This is a genomic window from Naasia sp., from assembly GCF_025465545.1.
Taxonomy (GTDB): Bacteria; Actinomycetota; Actinomycetes; order Actinomycetales; family Microbacteriaceae; genus Naasia.
The window spans coordinates 1-14,884 of the sequence record NZ_JAODMK010000048.1 but is presented as its reverse complement, the minus strand read 5'-3'; the positions used below and the strand labels follow the sequence as shown (position 1 = coordinate 14,884).

The window sequence follows — 14,884 nt, the reverse complement described above, 5'->3', positions numbered from 1 at the left end:
ACGACCGATTCCGCAGAGACCCCGAAGAGGAGACGGCGCAGCTTCATGCCGCGCCGGGCATCCACGGGGAGCGTCCGGGACATGGCCGCGAACAACTCGGGCGACGCGCCCGCTGCCGACGAGCAGGCGGTCGAGGCGACGCCCGACACCGCCGCGTTCCCGGCAGAGGCCCCGCCGCAGCCGGAGACGCCGGCCGAGCCTCAGCCGGACGAGCCTCAGCCGGCCGAGCCTCAGCCGGCCGCGAGCGCCCCGGTCGCCACGGCGCAGGACGAGGCTCCCGCGACGAACGACGCACCGGCAGAGCCCGCAGCGCCGGCGACGCGCAAGCGCCCGACGACCGCGCTGCTGTTCCAGGCGCCGCCCGTGCTCGCGGCGCTCCCGGCACTGGAGGACGACCGCGACGACCGCGACGAGCGTGACGACCGCGACGAGGACGACGAGCAGCAGGCGATCTCTCCCACCAGCCGGCGACGCAACCGCCGCAGGCCGGGCGCGCTCGGCCAGGAGGACCGCCCCGAAGGCGCTCCCCGCGCCGAGGAGGAGCCGACGGTCCGTCCGCGCCGCCGGGTGATCGAGGAGATCACCGAGCCGCAGCGCATCAAGGGGTCCACCCGACTCGAGGCCAAGAAGCAGCGCCGCCGCGACGGCCGCGACGCCGGCCGCCGCCGCACTGTCGTCACCGAGGCCGAGTTCCTCGCCCGCCGGGAGTCGGTGGAGCGAGTGATGGTCGTCCGCAGCGCGGAGGGTCGCATCGAGATCGGCGTGCTCGAGGACGGGATCCTCGCCGAGCACTACGTCGCCAAGGCGCAGAACCAGTCCCTGATCGGCAACGTCTACCTCGGCCGCGTGCAGAACGTGCTGCCCAGCATGGAGGCGGCCTTCGTCGACATCGGTCGCGGCCGCAACGCGGTGCTCTACTCCGGTGAGGTCGACTGGGATGCCGCCGCTGCCGAGGGCGAGAAGAACCAGCCCCGGCGCATCGAGCTCGCGCTGAAGGCCGGCGACAAGGTGCTGGTGCAGGTCACGAAGGATCCGGTCGGCCACAAGGGCGCCCGGCTCACCAGCCAGGTCTCGCTGCCGGGCCGGTATCTCGTGTACGTGCCGAACGGCTCCATGAACGGCATCTCCCGCAAGCTGCCGGACACCGAGCGCGCGCGCCTCAAGAAGGTGCTCAAGGAGGTCCTGCCCGACGGTGTCGGCGTGATCGTCCGCACCGCGGCCGAGGGGGCGACCGACGAGCAGCTCGCGGTCGACGTGAACCGGCTGACCGCCCAGTGGCAGCACATCAGCACCCAGGTGGAGAAGGCCACCGCCCCGGCCCTGCTGCACAGCGAGCCGGATCTGCTGGTCAAGATCATCCGCGACGTCTTCAACGAGGACTTCTCCAAGCTCGTCATCTCGGGCGAGGACGCGCAGCAGACGATCGAGAGCTACCTCACCTCGGTCGCCCCCGACCTGCTCGATCGCCTGGAGCGGTACGCCGGCAACGGCGACGTCTTCTCGGCCTTCCGGGTGCAGGAGCAGATCGAGAAGGCGCTCGACCGCAAGGTCTGGCTGCCCTCCGGTGGCTCGCTCGTGATCGACCGCACCGAGGCGATGACGGTCATCGACGTGAACACGGGCAAGTTCGTCGGTTCCGGCGGCAACCTCGAGGAGACCGTCACCAAGAACAACCTGGAGGCGGCCGAGGAGATCGTCCGCCAGCTGCGGCTGCGCGACATCGGCGGCATCATCGTCATCGACTTCATCGACATGGTGCTGGAGAACAACAGGGACCTCGTGCTCCGGCGTCTCGTCGAATGCCTCAGCCGCGACCGGACCAAGCATCAGGTGGCCGAGGTGACCTCGCTCGGACTCGTGCAGATGACGCGCAAGAAGCTCGGGCTCGGGCTCGCCGAGTCGATGTCGGACGCACCCAAGGCGCCCGAGTCGCGCCAGCAGCCGGAGCCGCGCCGGCGCGGCGGGAAGATCGACGCGCCCCGCCAGTCGCGGCAGCCGAACGCGAGCCCCCACGGGATCACCGACGACGCTCGCAATGCCCTCGCCAAGATCGCCGCGAGCACCCTGCACAAGGACTCCGTCGATGAGACCGGCCAGACGGGAACGGCCGAGGCCACGTCGCCCCTCGCTGGGGAGCACGACCACCCGCCGGTCGAGCCGATCATCGCGCTGCCCGAGGTGCAGCCCGCACCGCGGCAGCGTCGCCTCGCCCCGGACGCCGAGTCCCTGCTGGACTCCGTGCTCGAGGCTCTGCCCGAGCCGAAGAAGCCGGGACAGGGGCGCGGGCGCAGCCGGCGGGTCACGACAGCGGCACTGACGCCGGGCAACGTGCCGGCGCTGGCGGCGGACGGCGAAGAGGGCTGAGCCTCAGCGGTCCCGGGCTCGCACCCGGAGGCCGCTGAGCACCAGCCGGGTGACGAGTTCGCGTCCGGTGACCTGTGTCGCGCCCGCCGCGATCAGGGCCGCGACGCGGTGCTCCGGAACGTCGTAGTGGTCGAGGTCGAAGCTCCGCTCAGGCACGCCGTTCGCTCGGGCGAACGCGTGCAGCTCGTCCAGTGACACGTCGCTCACGAGATGCGCCCAGACGGTTCCGTGAGCCGGCCAGATCGCGGAATCGACGAGCAGGGCCATGAGAAGAGTGTAGGAATCCCGCGGCCGGAGGGGTTTCACGGCCCCGGTCGGTGGCGCGTGCCACGCGGGCGACGAGGCCGGATTGCCGGAGCGTCCCCGATCGGGTAATCTTGACCGTCGGTGTGCGCGGCAGTGCCCGCACCGAGTCTTCGCCGTGGTCAGCACCGCGGACATCCCAACAGATTGGCTGGAACGTGGTTTACGCAGTTGTGCGCGCAGGCGGGCGTCAGGAAAAGGTCGAGGTCGGCACGGTTGTCACGCTCGACCGCATCAAGGCGGACAAGGACGGCAACGTCACGCTCGCCCCGGTGCTGCTCGTGGATGGCGACGTCATCACGCACGACGCGTCGGCGCTGGCCAAGGTCGTCGTGACCGCCGAGGTCTTGAACGATCTCCGCGGCAAGAAGATCGTCATCCAGAAGTTCAAGAACAAGACCGGCTACAAGAAGCGCCAGGGGCACCGCCAGGAGCTCACGCGCATCAAGATCACCGGCATCAACTAGGCGGGGAAGGGCAGAACCCATGGCACACAAAAAGGGAGCGAGCTCAACTCGCAACGGTCGCGACTCGAACTCGCAGCGCCTCGGCGTGAAGCGGTTCGGCGGCCAGGTCGTGAGTGCGGGCGAGATCATCGTCCGCCAGCGCGGCACGCACTTCCACCCGGGCCTCAACGTCGGACGTGGCGGCGACGACACGCTCTTCGCGCTGTCGGCCGGTGCGGTGCAGTTCGGTCAGAAGGGTGGCCGCAAGGTCATCAACATCGTGGCGGCCGCCGAGTAGGCAGCAAGTCTTTTACACGGAGGAGGCGAGCCACGGCTCGCCTTTTTCGTTCCCGCTGAGTTGCCCACTTCGGTCCCCGGACAGCAGGAAACACCGACAGAACTGGGCAGTTCACGGAAGAAGGAGTACCCCATGGTCGCGACATTCGTCGACAGCGTCACGCTGCATCTCAGCGCCGGCAACGGCGGAAACGGCTGCGTCTCCGTGCGCCGCGAGAAGTTCAAGCCGCTCGCCGGCCCGGACGGCGGCAATGGCGGGAACGGGGGCGACATCGTTCTCGTCGCCGACCCCCAGGTCACCACCCTCCTCGGCTACCACCGGGCTCCGCACCGCTCGTCCTCCAACGGCGGTCCCGGAATGGGCGACTACCGGCATGGGGCGGCCGGCGAGACGCTCGAGCTGCCCGTCCCGGTCGGCACGGTCATCAAGGACGAGGACGGCGAGGAGCTCGTCGACCTCAACGAGCCGGGGATGCGCTTCGTCGCGGCCCCCGGCGGGCAGGGCGGACTCGGCAACAACGCCCTCGCGACGCCCAAGCGCAAGGCGCCCGGATTCGCGCTGCTCGGCACGCCCGGCTGGAAGGGCGACGTCCACCTCGAGCTCAAGACAGTTGCCGACGTGGCACTCGTCGGCTTCCCGTCGGCGGGCAAGTCGAGCCTCGTGGCGGCGGTGTCCGCCGCCCGGCCGAAGATCGCCGACTACCCGTTCACCACGCTTCAGCCGAACCTCGGCGTCGTCGAGGCGGGCTCCATCCGGTACACCATCGCCGACGTTCCGGGACTCATCGAGGGCGCGAGCGAGGGCAAGGGTCTGGGGCTCGAGTTCCTCCGTCACGTCGAGCGGTGCAGTGCACTGCTGCACGTTCTGGACTGCGCCACGCTCGATCCCGGACGTGACCCGGTCAGCGACCTCGACGTCATCCTCGCCGAGCTCGCCGCCTACCCGGTTCCCGCGGGCCAGGTCCCGCTGCTCGAACGACCTCAGCTCATCGCGCTCAACAAGGTCGACGTGCCGGAGGGCAAGGAACTCGCCGAGTTCGTCCGTCCGGAGCTCGAGGGCCGGGGCTACCGGGTGTTCGAGATCTCGACGGTGAGCCACGCAGGACTCCGCGAGCTGTCCTTCGCCCTCGCCGCCGTGGTCGAGCAGTCGCGGGCCGTCGCCGAGGCGCCCAAGCCGCGCATCGTGCTTCGCCCCCGCGCCGTCAACGAGGTCGAGTTCACGGTGACGCCCGAGGGCGGGACGGATGGCACCACCTACCGCATCCGCGGCGCGAAGCCGGAGCGCTGGGTCACGCAGACGGACTTCACCAACGACGAGGCGGTCGGCTACTTGGCCGACCGGCTGGCCAAGCTCGGGATCGAGGACCGGCTGTTCTCCGCCGGGGCGGTCCCCGGATCCACGGTCATCATCGGCGGTGACGACGGCGTCGTCTTCGACTGGGAGCCCGCGATGGCCTCCGCAGCGGAGCTGATGACGAGCCCGCGCGGCACCGATGGACGTCTCGACATGAACATCCGCCCGACGCGCAACACCCGTCGTGACAGCTATCTTGACCGGATGGATGCGAAGGCCGAGGCCCGGGCCGAGCTGGAGCGCGAGCGGGAGGCCGGCATCTGGAAGGCCGAGGACGAGAAGCAGTGACCGCCACCAGCCGGGACGACATCCTCGCCGCGCGTCGGATCGTCGTGAAGGTCGGCTCGTCCTCGATCAGCGGCGCCAATGCCGGACAGATCGAGCCGCTCGTCGATGCCCTCGCTGCGGCGCACGCGCGAGGCGCGGAGGTGATCCTCGTGTCCTCCGGCGCGATCGCCACGGGCATGCCGTACCTGCGGCTCGACTCCCGTCCGACCGACCTGGCCACGCAGCAGGCCGCCGCTGCCGTCGGCCAGAATCTGCTCGTCTTCCGCTACCAGGAGAGCCTCGACCGCTACGGCATCGTGGCCGGCCAGGTGCTGCTGACCGCGGGCGACCTCGAGAACCCGACACCGCGCAAGAACGCGGAGCGCGCCATCGAGAAGCTGCTCGAGCTGCGGATCCTGCCGATCGTCAACGAGAACGACACCGTGGCCACCCATGAGATCCGGTTCGGCGACAACGACCGGCTGGCGTCGCTCGTGGCCGCGCTCGTGCGGGCGGATCTGCTCGTGCTGCTCAGCGACGTCGACGCGCTCTACACCCGCCCGCCGCTCGAGCCGGGCGCCGTGCGCATCGACCACGTGCCGTACGCGGATCCTCTGGACGGCGTCGTCGTCGGCTCGGTCGGCACCGGCATCGGCACGGGCGGCGCCACCACCAAGGTCGCGGCCGCGCGGCACGCCGCGGAGGCGGGTGCCGGCGTGCTCCTCGCCGCGACCGCGCACGTCGACCAGGCGCTCCGCGGGGAGCGCGTCGGCACCTGGTTCGACCCCGCGCCGGACGCCGCCGTGCCGATCGCTGCCGCCCTCTAGAATCTCGGCCATGTCCTCCACCACGTCCCTGGGCCTGACCGACCGCTTCGCCGCAGCCAAGCGCGCCTCGCGCGAGCTCGCGACCGCGACGGCTGAGCGCAAGAACCGGGCGCTCGAGGCGGTCGCCGCCGGACTGCTCGCCGGCACGGAACGGATCGTGGCGGCGAACGCCCTCGACCTCCACGCGGCCGAGGCGAACGGACTCTCGACCGGCCTGCGCGACCGCCTCCGGCTGGATCCAGCCCGGATCGCCTCCCTCGCGGACGCCGTGCTCGACATCGCGGCACTGGTCGATCCGGTGGGCCAGACGGTGCGCGGCAGCGTGCAGCCGAACGGGCTGCAGATCACCCAGGTGCGGGTTCCCTTCGGGGTGGTCGGCGCCATCTACGAGGCCCGGCCGAACGTGACCGTCGACATCGCCGCCCTCGCCCTGAAGAGCGGCAACGCGGCGGTGCTGCGCGGCGGCACCGCGGCAGAGCAGTCCAATCGGGTGCTCGTCGAGATCCTGCAGGAGGCGCTCGCCTCCGCCGGCCTGCCCGCGGACGCGGTGCAGACCATCGACGAGTTCGGCCGCGAGGGCGCCCGCGAGCTGATGCGCGCCCGCGACTACGTCGACGTGCTCATCCCGCGGGGGAGCGCGCAGTTGATCGCCGCGGTCGTGGCCGAATCCACCGTGCCGGTGATCGAGACGGGGGCCGGCGTGGTGCACGTGTTCCTCGACGAGTCCGCCGACGAGGCGACCGCCGTCGAGGTGGTGCACAACGCGAAGACGCAGCGCGTGAGTGTCTGCAACGCGGCAGAGACCCTGCTCGTGCACAGGGCGGCGGCCGACCGGATCCTGGCTCCGGTGCTGGACCGACTCCGCGCGTCGGGTGTGACCCTGCACGCCGACGAGGCGACCCGCTCCCGCTATCCGGATGCCGTGCCGGCGACCGACGAGGACTGGGACCTGGAGCACTCCTCGCTCGACCTGTCGGTGGCCATCGTCGACGACCTCGACGCCGCCCTCGAGCACATCCGCCGGCACTCGACGCATCACACCGAATCGATCATCACGAGCGACCTGCGCAGCGCCGACCGCTTCCTCGCCGAGGTGGACTCGGCGGTCGTCATGGTGAACGCCTCCACCCGGTTCACCGACGGCGCCGAGTTCGGCTTCGGCGCCGAAGTGGGCATCTCCACACAGAAGCTGCACGCCCGCGGGCCGATGGGGCTGCAGGAGCTGACCAGCACCAAGTGGATCGTGCGGGGCACGGGCCAGACCCGCGCCTGACCGCTCGCGGCCGGCACCGCCGGTGGGGCCTTCCCCCGCGCCGCCCCGCTGCTGTCAAGCCCTGGAGGGCGGCGCTCGGCGGAGCCTACTCTTGCGGCACAACGAGACCCTGATCGCGGGCGTATTTGCCAGCGCTTTCGCGGCTCGGCCGTGCATTGGAGGAGTCCTGATGAGTACACCGGAAAACAGCAACCGCGACACGCAAGCCACCCAAGCCTTCCCCGTGAATCACGGCGCGGCCCCCGTCGGAGACGGCACCCCGACTGAGCGCGCCCACCCGCACGCGCATGAGACCAGCCTCCGCGAGGAGGTCGTCGCCCGCGAGAAGGAGCGGTTCGGCGGGATCAAATTCGGCTCCGCCTTCTTCGGCTGGCTGACCGCCACCGGCATGGCCGTGATCCTCACCGCCCTCGTGGCGGCCGCCGGCGCCGCCGTGGGGCTGGCCACGAACACCGACGCGCAGGACGCCCAGCAGAACGCGCAGTCGATCGGCATCGCGGGCGCGATCGCCCTCGTGGTGATCCTCTTCCTCTCGTACTACTGCGGCGGCTACGTGGCCGGCCGGATGGCGCGCTTCAACGGCGCCAAGCAGGGGCTCGCGGTGTGGATCTGGGCGCTCATCATCGCGGTGCTCGCCGCGATCCTCGGCGCCGTCGCGGGCAGCCAGTTCAACATCCTCGCCAACCTCAACAGCTTCCCGCGCATCCCCATCGGCGAGGGCGACCTGACCCTCGTCGGCGTCATCACCGCGGTGGTCGTGGCGCTCATCGCGCTCGTCGGCGCAATCCTCGGCGGCCTCGCCGGCATGCGCTTCCACCGCAAGGTGGACCGCGAGGGACTGGGTGCGTAAGCCTCGAAACTGTGAGTCGCCGAAGGCGCGCGGGTTGTACTCCCCGCGCCTTCGGCCTGCCACCCCTGTATCGACCTGACGGCGCTGCGTAGCGTCGGACGCGGTCGCAGAGACGGGTGGCGGCCTCGACGAAAGAGGAGCAAGGCATGATTGGAACAGAGAACGTCGACGCCCTGAGCGGCGCAACTGTCGTGGGTGCGAACGGCGACAAGATCGGCACGGTCGGCCAGGTGTATGTGGACGCGACCGACGGACACCCCAGCTGGGTGAGCGTCCGGACCGGACTCTTCGGCAGCTCGGAGTCCTTCGTCCCGCTGGACGAGGCGACCTCAGAGGGCGACACGATCCGCGTCGGCTTCGACAAGGCCATGGTCAAGGACGCGCCGCGCATCGACAACGACGGAGCGCTGAGCCCCGAGGACGAGGACGAGCTGTACCGCTACTACGGCATCGGCTCCTCGCAGACCTCGACCCACTCCGGGTACGACGCGAACGCGGGAACCGCCGGAACCGCCGGCTTCGCGGGAACCACAGGGAACGCGGCAGGCACGACCGGCTACGACACCTCGGGCCCGACGACCGACTCGGCGATGACCCGTTCCGAGGAGCGCCTCCACGTGGGCACCGAGCAGGTGCAGACCGGCAGGGCCCGCCTCCGCAAGTACGTGGTGACCGAGCAGCAGACCGTCTCGGTTCCGGTCTCCCGGGAGGAGGTCCGCCTCGAGCGCGAGCCGATCACCGACGCCAACGTCGGCGACGCCCTCTCCGGCCCCGCGATCAGCGAGGAGGAGCACGAGGTGATCCTCACCGAGGAGCGCCCCGTGATCGCCAAGGAGACCGTGCCGGTGGAGCGCGTCCGCCTGGACACCCAGACCGTCACCGAGAACCAGACGGTCACCGATGACGTCCGCAAGGAGCAGATCGAGCTCGAGGGCGACCAGGGGCGGTCGGGCAACTCCCGCCTCTGAGTCGAACGCAGGGAGCCGGCCGGTCCTTCGGGGCCGGCCGGCTTCGTTCTGCCCGACGGCGCTCTGCATGCGAGGAGCGGACGCCGATACACTGAACGGGCCGATCCCGGCCGAAGTACCAGGAGAGCTCATGTCGCTTACCGCCGCCGCAGTGCTGGCATCCGGCCAGACCCAGACCGCTCTGCCGATGAGCCCGTTCCTGTTCGGGCTGATCACGCTCGCCGTGTTCGCTCTGCTCGGCATGGTCATGTGGAGCTACCGCGACGTCGCCAACCGGCACAGCCAGGTCTCCGGCCGGCGCGGGGGAGACGGCTCCGGGTCCGGCGGACCGCACGGAGCCTGACCGCGCCGTGCAGATCGAGCCCGGCACGGGCCGCCGCCGCATCGGCGTGATGGGCGGCACATTCGATCCCATCCATCACGGCCACCTCGTGGCCGCCAGCGAGGTGGCCCAGTCCTTCGCCCTCGACGAGGTCCTCTTCGTGCCCACCGGCGAGCCGTGGCAGAAGCGGGCCGTGTCCTCTCCCGAGCATCGCTACCTGATGACCGTCATCGCCACGGCCTCCAACCCCCGCTTCATGGTCTCCCGGGTCGACATCGACCGGAACGGCCCCACCTACACGATCGACACGCTGCGCGACCTCCGCGAGCAGCGTCCCGACGCCGATCTCTTCTTCATCACGGGTGCCGACGCGGTCAAGCAGATCCTCGGCTGGAAGGACGTGGGCGAACTCTGGGACCTCGCGCATTTCGTCGCAGTCAGTCGTCCCGGACACGCCGTGTCGCTTCGCGACCTTCCAAATCGCGACGTAAGCTGGCTCGAAGTTCCGGCGCTGGCGATATCTTCAACCGACATCCGAAGTCGGGTGAGCAGCGGTAATCCCGTTTGGTATCTCGTTCCCGACGGCGTCGTGCAGTACATCTCCAAACATGATCTGTATCGGAGTACTCCATGACCTTGTGGCAGGAACAGCCGCGGCAGGAGCGCCAGGGAACGGCGTCCTCCTCGAACACGACCGCTCCTCGGAGTCGCCGCGAAGCGCGCGACGCCGAACGGCGTGGCGACACGGGCGACCTCTCGGGCGTGCACCCGTCAGACGTGTACGACCTCAATTCGTCGGGCAACATCTGGGACACCCTGTCCCGCCGTGCCGCCTCCCAGCTGACGGACGCCGCCAGTGAGGCGGAGCGGCGCACCGGGCGCCGAGTGTCCGACACGGATCACCCGTCCGAGCCGCTCAGCTACATCACCCAGGGGCGCCCTCAGATGCCGACGTACGACGCGACGCGACGCCCGTCGCAGCCGTCCTCCTCGGAGCCTGACCAGGGTTTCCGCAGCCGCAGCTTTGCGCCTGCAGAGGACACCCGCACCCGGCCCGTCACTCGGACCGGCACTCCGCTCGAGTACGCGACCGTCGGGCGTCCCGCGCCCGGCCTGCTCGCCGAGGCGCAGGCGGCCGCCGCCGCGCCGGCCCCGGAGCACACGATGAGCCGCCGCGAGCTGCGCGCCATCCGCGAGACCGGGCAGGCTCCGACGCTGTCGCAGACCGATTCGGGCGCCTGGCTTCCCACCTGGGAGCCGCAGAGCCTTCCGCAGGCAGGCTCCGCCTTCACTCAGGCTCCGGCAGCGCCGCGGGCGTTCGGCGGCTACAACGACACGGCGACGGTCGAGATGTCCGCAATCGACCGTGCCTCGATCGCGGCCGAGCAGCCCGTGAGCCTCATCTCCGATGAGCAGATCCTCGAGGCACTGAGTCCCGCGGCCCCCACCGGCCCGGTTCCCCAGGCCGCACCGTTCTCGGACCGCACCATCCCTCGCGCCCCCCGTGGCTCCTGGCCCCCTGCACCTCCTCTCGCCCCGGCTGCTGCCGCTCAGGCGGACGAGACGCTCGACGGCCTGTCCGGGTTCGAGGCGATGATCGCCCAGGCCCGCAGCGGCCTGACCGGCGAAGTCCCCGACTCAGCCCTGCAGCCGCAGCGCCAGCAGGCTCGCGTGGAGCGTCCCTTCACGCCGCCGCGCGGCCACTGGTCCGCGCAGGCGGAGGCGGACGACGACGCACTTCCCTTCGAGGGCATGCTCACCCGCAACGTCGGGTCGTCCACCGGTTCGACGAACGCGCTCATCATGTCGAACGACCCGCAGCCCGACCTCCTCAGCGCCGTGAACGCGACGGGGGAGATCTACATCACCGGGTCCCTCGACCTTCCCCGAAGCCTCTCGTCCACGGGCGCGCCGTCGGACAACTACGACTCCTCCGAGATCGACCGCCTGTTCGAGGCGAGCCAGGACGACAGCCAGACCGGCGACGTCGCTCCGGTGCGCGCCGCCCGCGCGGTGGCCACGCACACATCGACCCGCAGCGTCGTCAGTCCCCGGAAGCGCCGCGGCGGCCTGCTGCCGACGGTGCTCGCCGTCACGGCGGCGCTCATGGCGATCGGCGTCATCGCGCTCCTCATCGGCGGCTACGTGTTGAGGCTGTTCTGAACCCCGCGGCATCCGACACGGCCGTCGAGCTGATCCAGCTCGCGGCAGCCGCTGCCGACGCGAAGAACGGCGCCGACCTGGTCGCGCTCGACGTCGCAGGCCGGCTTCCCCTCACGGACGCCTTCCTGCTCGTCACCGGGCGCACCGAGCGCAATGTGATCGCCATCGCCGAGGGGATCGAGGAACGCCTCACCGAGGCCGGCCACCGGGCGCTCCGCCGGGAAGGCCGCTCAGAGGGCCGCTGGGTGCTGCTCGATTTCGGCGACGTGGTGGTGCACGTCTTCCACGAGGAGGACCGGCTCTACTACTCGCTGGAGCGCCTGTGGAAGGACTGCCCGGTCATCCCGGTCAACCTCCCGGTGCGGGAGCCGGCGGACTGATCGCTCCTCCGTCGGCGAACGACAGGGTGCACGTGTAGTAACCTTGTCGAGGCCTCGCGGAGGCCGACGGGCCTGTGGCGCAGCTGGTAGCGCACCTGCATGGCATGCAGGGGGTCAGGGGTTCGAATCCCCTCAGGTCCACAATGGGAAGAGCCGCCTTCGGGCGGCTCTTCCCATTTGTGTCCCCGAGGGATCGAGAGCCCTTTCGTGGGTCGGCCCCTGGCGCACGGGTGCGCCAGGGAGCGAATCGCCTCGGCGCCGTGCTCCTCGCTGGACACCACTCGCGCACCCGCATCCGCCGGGCGGAAGAAGGCGGCGGTAACGGGGAATTGTGCTGTTCGCAGACGCCCCCTAGGTTGAGAGCCCCGCACCACGGACCGTCTCTCCGCATCCCGTCGACAGTCAGAGGCAGAAGATGCGCAACCGCTCGCAGCCGAGCACGGCGAGAGCCGGCCGCTCGCGGGTCACCCGCGTCGGCAGATCCTGGCTGCCCGTCGTCGTCACCGTGGCCGTCGCGTCCCTCGCCGCCTTGGCCGCCCTAGGCGGAATCGGGGAGGCGACGGTGCGTCACGCCACCGATCTGCTCTGGACCGATGGGGTCGCCGACCCGGAGGTGGTGGTCGTCGCCGTGGACGATGCCGCGGTGGCCGGCCGTGGCGAGTGGCCCTGGCCGGATCAGCTGCAGGCGCGCCTCCTTGAGGCGATCGCGGCTGCCGGCCCGGAGGTCGTGGCGGTGGATGTTGTCGCGTCGCCGTCCGATGCGCGGGTCGCTGCCGCCCTGGCCACGGGGCCATTCCTGGTGGCGCAGGATTTCAGCGCAGCCTCCACCTACCGCTCGCGATGGCTGCAGGTGAGCGGCGGCAGCACGCTGCCGGATGCGGTGCTCCAGAACGCGTCAGGGGTCGGGTCGGCGGTCGTGCTCGCGGACAGTGACGGAGTGCTGCGCGCCCTTCCCGCCTTCGTGGAGACTCCCGACGGGGAGTTCCTGCCCGCCCTGGCGCTCCGGGCGGTCGACGCCCTCGACGGGGTCGCCGACCCGGTGGTGGTCCGCCCGAGGGCGGTGCAGCTCGGTGCCCTGACCGTGCCGGTCGAGTCGGATGCGACCCTCCGAATCCACTGGACGGCGGGGACCGAGATCGTCTCCGCCGATGACGTGCTCAGCGGAGCGGCCGCCGACCGGCTGCGCGGCGCGGTCGTGATCGTGGGGGTCACTGCCGCAGGGGTGGGCGACCGGCACATCACTCCGCTGCAGCCGGGGGTCACGACTCCCGGCGTGGTGGTGCAGGCGCAGGCGATGAGCACCATCCTGCAGCGGGCCTGGGTGGTGCCGTATTCGCCCTGGATCACGGGCCTCGCCGTGCTGCTGTTCGGTGCGCCGGTCGCGTTCGCCGCCCGCCGGTGGCGGCTGCGCTGGGCGGTGGTCACGACGATCGCCAGCATCGTGCTGGTGACCGGGATCGGGCTGGTGCTCTTCCAGGTGCTGGGCTGGCTGCCCGACTTCGTGCGGATCCCCGTGGGCATCCTCGCGGCCGGCGTGGGCAGCCTCGCGATCCGGACGATCGCGGAGCAGCGGGACCGGCAGACCGCGGAGCGGCTGTTCTCCCGCTACGTGCCGCGCGACGTCGCGCTCGAGCTCCTGCGGGCGGGACGCGGTGAGAGCACCGGCGCCGGCGAGCGGCTGACGGTAGGCATCCTGTTCTGCGACCTGCGGTCGTTCACGCCGATGGCCGCGAGCCTCGACCCCGGTGACGTTCAGCGGGTCCTCGACGTCTTCTACGACTACGTCTGCGAGAGGATCTTCGCCCACCACGGCACCGTGATGCAGTTCGTGGGCGACGAGGTGTTCTCGGTCTTCGGTGCCCCGCGCATCCTGGCCGACCCGGCGGGCGATGCCAGAGAAGCTGCAGCCGATCTCCTGCGGGACCTGCCGGTGCTGAACGGCAGCCTCGAGGCCGCAGGACTGCCGCCCATCGCCTTCGGCATCGGACTGCACACCGGCTCCGTCGTCGCCAGCCACGTGGGGCCCGCCGATCGCCGGCAGTACGCGGTGATCGGCGACCCGATCAACGTGGGCTCGCGGCTCTGCGGGCTCGCCAGGGGTGGGCAGGTCGTCGCCTCCGAGGAGGTGGCGGGCTCGACCACTTGGTTGGGCGGCACCCCGGAGGTCGCGACGGTCAAAGGCATCGACCGCCCGCTGTCCGTGGTGCGGGTGGATGCCGCGTCGGTGCCCCGTCAGGTAGAGGCCGGCGCTGCCGGGTCCTGAGCGTTGATGGCCAGCGCGTGCAGCACCGCCTTCACCTGGAACGCGGTGAGCTCGGGGTGCTTCGACAGCAGCAGCGTCACGAGGCCTGCCACGTGCGGGGCCGCGAAGCTGTTGCCGGTGGCGGTGATGCTGCCCGTCGTCCACGCCACGTCGACATCGATGCCGGGAGCACCGAACTCGACGGGCGGACGCGGGTTGTAGGCGACCTCGAACGGGTCGTGCCCCTCCCGCGCCGCGACCGAGAACACGGAGGCGTACTGGGAGGGATAGGTGGGTCCCGGCACGTTGTTCGCCGCGCAGACGAGCATCAGGTTGTGGAAGTAGGCCTCGTCCGCGAGCGCGTGCAGCGGGCCGAACCACTGCTCGCTCCGGCTGCTCAGGCTGAGGTTCGCCACCTGCATGCCCGCGTCGATCGACCATCGCAGGGCGGCGGCGAACAGCGCGCCGCGGGTGGTGAGGTTCCGGCCGAGCACCCGCACGCTGTAGATCTCGGCATCGGGCGCGAGCATCCGGATGATGCCGGCGCAGGCGGTGCCGTGGCCGTAGAGGTCCTCGTGGGGACCTTCGACGATCCGGAAGCCGGCCTCGCTGTCATCCGCTTCGATCGCGACGCTGCCGGCGAGTCCGCCCACCCGCGGGTGGCCGGCGGACACGCCGCTGTCGATCACCGCCACCTTCACCCCCTTGCCCGTCGCCGAGCCCCACGCCCACTCTCGGGGCGGCGACGGAAGCGGTAGGGGGAAGGCCGGCGTCAGCTCCGCGTCGCTGAAGGCCGACGCCCATTCGGGAAGGCTCACGCGCGGCTGC

Annotated in this window: 15 protein-coding genes and 1 tRNA gene; 14 read left to right on the top strand and 2 right to left on the bottom strand. The window is 70.9% G+C overall.

Annotated elements, in window-relative coordinates; translation table 11 throughout:
• Nucleotides 1–81: 81 nt before the first annotated feature.
• Entirely contained in the window at nt 82–2,364 is a 2,283-nt protein-coding gene (locus JWR33_RS12595; protein ID WP_297412264.1) for an Rne/Rng family ribonuclease, read from the top strand.
• Nucleotides 2,365–2,367: 3 nt separating this feature from the next.
• Here JWR33_RS12595 and JWR33_RS12590 read toward each other — a convergent pair whose 3' ends face one another.
• Nucleotides 2,368–2,631, bottom strand: a complete 264-nt coding sequence (locus tag JWR33_RS12590; protein WP_297412263.1) for a DUF4031 domain-containing protein — start codon at nt 2,629–2,631, stop codon at nt 2,368–2,370.
• A gap of 194 nt (nt 2,632–2,825) precedes the next feature.
• Here JWR33_RS12590 and rplU point away from each other — a divergent pair, with 194 nt between their 5' ends.
• The 13 genes from rplU (at nt 2,826) to JWR33_RS12525 (ending at nt 14,077) form a co-directional block, all read left to right on the top strand.
• Nucleotides 2,826–3,134: a 50S ribosomal protein L21 gene (gene rplU, locus JWR33_RS12585; RefSeq protein WP_297412262.1), complete on the top strand. Its 309-nt coding sequence runs from the start codon at nt 2,826–2,828 to the stop codon at nt 3,132–3,134.
• 19 nt (nt 3,135–3,153) lie between these two features.
• Nucleotides 3,154–3,411, top strand: a complete 258-nt coding sequence (gene rpmA, locus JWR33_RS12580; protein ID WP_297412261.1) for a 50S ribosomal protein L27 — start codon at nt 3,154–3,156, stop codon at nt 3,409–3,411.
• A gap of 132 nt (nt 3,412–3,543) precedes the next feature.
• A complete protein-coding gene (gene obgE, locus JWR33_RS12575; protein ID WP_297412260.1) occupies nt 3,544–5,052 on the top strand; it encodes a GTPase ObgE in 1,509 nt (502 codons plus the stop codon).
• Nucleotides 5,049–5,858, top strand: a complete 810-nt coding sequence (proB, locus tag JWR33_RS12570; RefSeq protein ID WP_297412259.1) for a glutamate 5-kinase — start codon at nt 5,049–5,051, stop codon at nt 5,856–5,858. Before obgE ends, proB begins: the two co-directional genes overlap by 4 nt.
• 10 nt (nt 5,859–5,868) lie before the next feature.
• Nucleotides 5,869–7,131 (top strand): glutamate-5-semialdehyde dehydrogenase, encoded by a 1,263-nt coding sequence (locus tag JWR33_RS12565; protein WP_297412258.1) that lies wholly within the window; start codon nt 5,869–5,871, stop codon nt 7,129–7,131.
• Nucleotides 7,132–7,300: 169 nt separating this feature from the next.
• On the top strand, nt 7,301–7,981 hold the full coding sequence (locus tag JWR33_RS12560; RefSeq protein ID WP_297412257.1) for a DUF4153 domain-containing protein: 681 nt from the start codon (nt 7,301–7,303) through the stop codon (nt 7,979–7,981).
• Nucleotides 7,982–8,127: 146 nt separating this feature from the next.
• On the top strand, nt 8,128–8,949 hold the full coding sequence (locus tag JWR33_RS12555) for a PRC and DUF2382 domain-containing protein (RefSeq protein WP_297412256.1): 822 nt from the start codon (nt 8,128–8,130) through the stop codon (nt 8,947–8,949).
• 130 nt (nt 8,950–9,079) lie between these two features.
• Nucleotides 9,080–9,292, top strand: coding sequence for a hypothetical protein (locus JWR33_RS12550; protein WP_297412255.1), 213 nt, complete (start codon nt 9,080–9,082; stop codon nt 9,290–9,292).
• Nucleotides 9,293–9,305: 13 nt separating this feature from the next.
• On the top strand, nt 9,306–9,905 hold the full coding sequence (gene nadD, locus JWR33_RS12545; RefSeq protein ID WP_297412279.1) for a nicotinate-nucleotide adenylyltransferase: 600 nt from the start codon (nt 9,306–9,308) through the stop codon (nt 9,903–9,905).
• Nucleotides 9,902–11,434: a hypothetical protein gene (locus JWR33_RS12540; protein WP_297412254.1), complete on the top strand. Its 1,533-nt coding sequence runs from the start codon at nt 9,902–9,904 to the stop codon at nt 11,432–11,434. The genes nadD and JWR33_RS12540 overlap by 4 nt, the downstream gene beginning before the upstream one ends.
• Entirely contained in the window at nt 11,431–11,814 is a 384-nt protein-coding gene (gene rsfS / locus JWR33_RS12535) for a ribosome silencing factor (RefSeq protein WP_297412278.1), read from the top strand. The genes JWR33_RS12540 and rsfS overlap by 4 nt, the downstream gene beginning before the upstream one ends.
• 68 nt (nt 11,815–11,882) lie before the next feature.
• Nucleotides 11,883–11,955: transfer RNA gene (locus tag JWR33_RS12530), tRNA-Ala, on the top strand.
• Nucleotides 11,956–12,229: 274 nt separating this feature from the next.
• Entirely contained in the window at nt 12,230–14,077 is a 1,848-nt protein-coding gene (locus tag JWR33_RS12525; protein WP_297412253.1) for an adenylate/guanylate cyclase domain-containing protein, read from the top strand.
• Here JWR33_RS12525 and JWR33_RS12520 read toward each other — a convergent pair.
• On the bottom strand, nt 14,047–14,884 hold an 838-nt coding region (locus JWR33_RS12520), incomplete at its 5' end, for a S8 family serine peptidase (RefSeq protein ID WP_297412252.1). The two genes, JWR33_RS12525 and JWR33_RS12520, sit on opposite strands and share 31 nt — an antisense overlap.

What these genes read in the sequence shown, in the direction of transcription:
- JWR33_RS12565 (WP_297412258.1), top strand. Translation starts at nt 5,869, where the DNA reads ATGTCCTCCACCACGTCCCTGGGCCTGACCGACCGCTTCGCCGCAGCC.
- JWR33_RS12550 (WP_297412255.1), top strand. Translation starts at nt 9,080, where the DNA reads ATGTCGCTTACCGCCGCCGCAGTGCTGGCATCCGGCCAGACCCAGACC.
- JWR33_RS12540 (WP_297412254.1), top strand. Translation starts at nt 9,902, where the DNA reads ATGACCTTGTGGCAGGAACAGCCGCGGCAGGAGCGCCAGGGAACGGCG.
- JWR33_RS12525 (WP_297412253.1), top strand. Translation starts at nt 12,230, where the DNA reads ATGCGCAACCGCTCGCAGCCGAGCACGGCGAGAGCCGGCCGCTCGCGG.
- rpmA (WP_297412261.1), top strand. Translation starts at nt 3,154, where the DNA reads ATGGCACACAAAAAGGGAGCGAGCTCAACTCGCAACGGTCGCGACTCG.
- JWR33_RS12590 (WP_297412263.1), bottom strand. Translation starts at nt 2,631, where the DNA reads ATGGCCCTGCTCGTCGATTCCGCGATCTGGCCGGCTCACGGAACCGTC.
- obgE (WP_297412260.1), top strand. Translation starts at nt 3,544, where the DNA reads ATGGTCGCGACATTCGTCGACAGCGTCACGCTGCATCTCAGCGCCGGC.
- JWR33_RS12560 (WP_297412257.1), top strand. Translation starts at nt 7,301, where the DNA reads ATGAGTACACCGGAAAACAGCAACCGCGACACGCAAGCCACCCAAGCC.
- JWR33_RS12595 (WP_297412264.1), top strand. Translation starts at nt 82, where the DNA reads ATGGCCGCGAACAACTCGGGCGACGCGCCCGCTGCCGACGAGCAGGCG.
- JWR33_RS12555 (WP_297412256.1), top strand. Translation starts at nt 8,128, where the DNA reads ATGATTGGAACAGAGAACGTCGACGCCCTGAGCGGCGCAACTGTCGTG.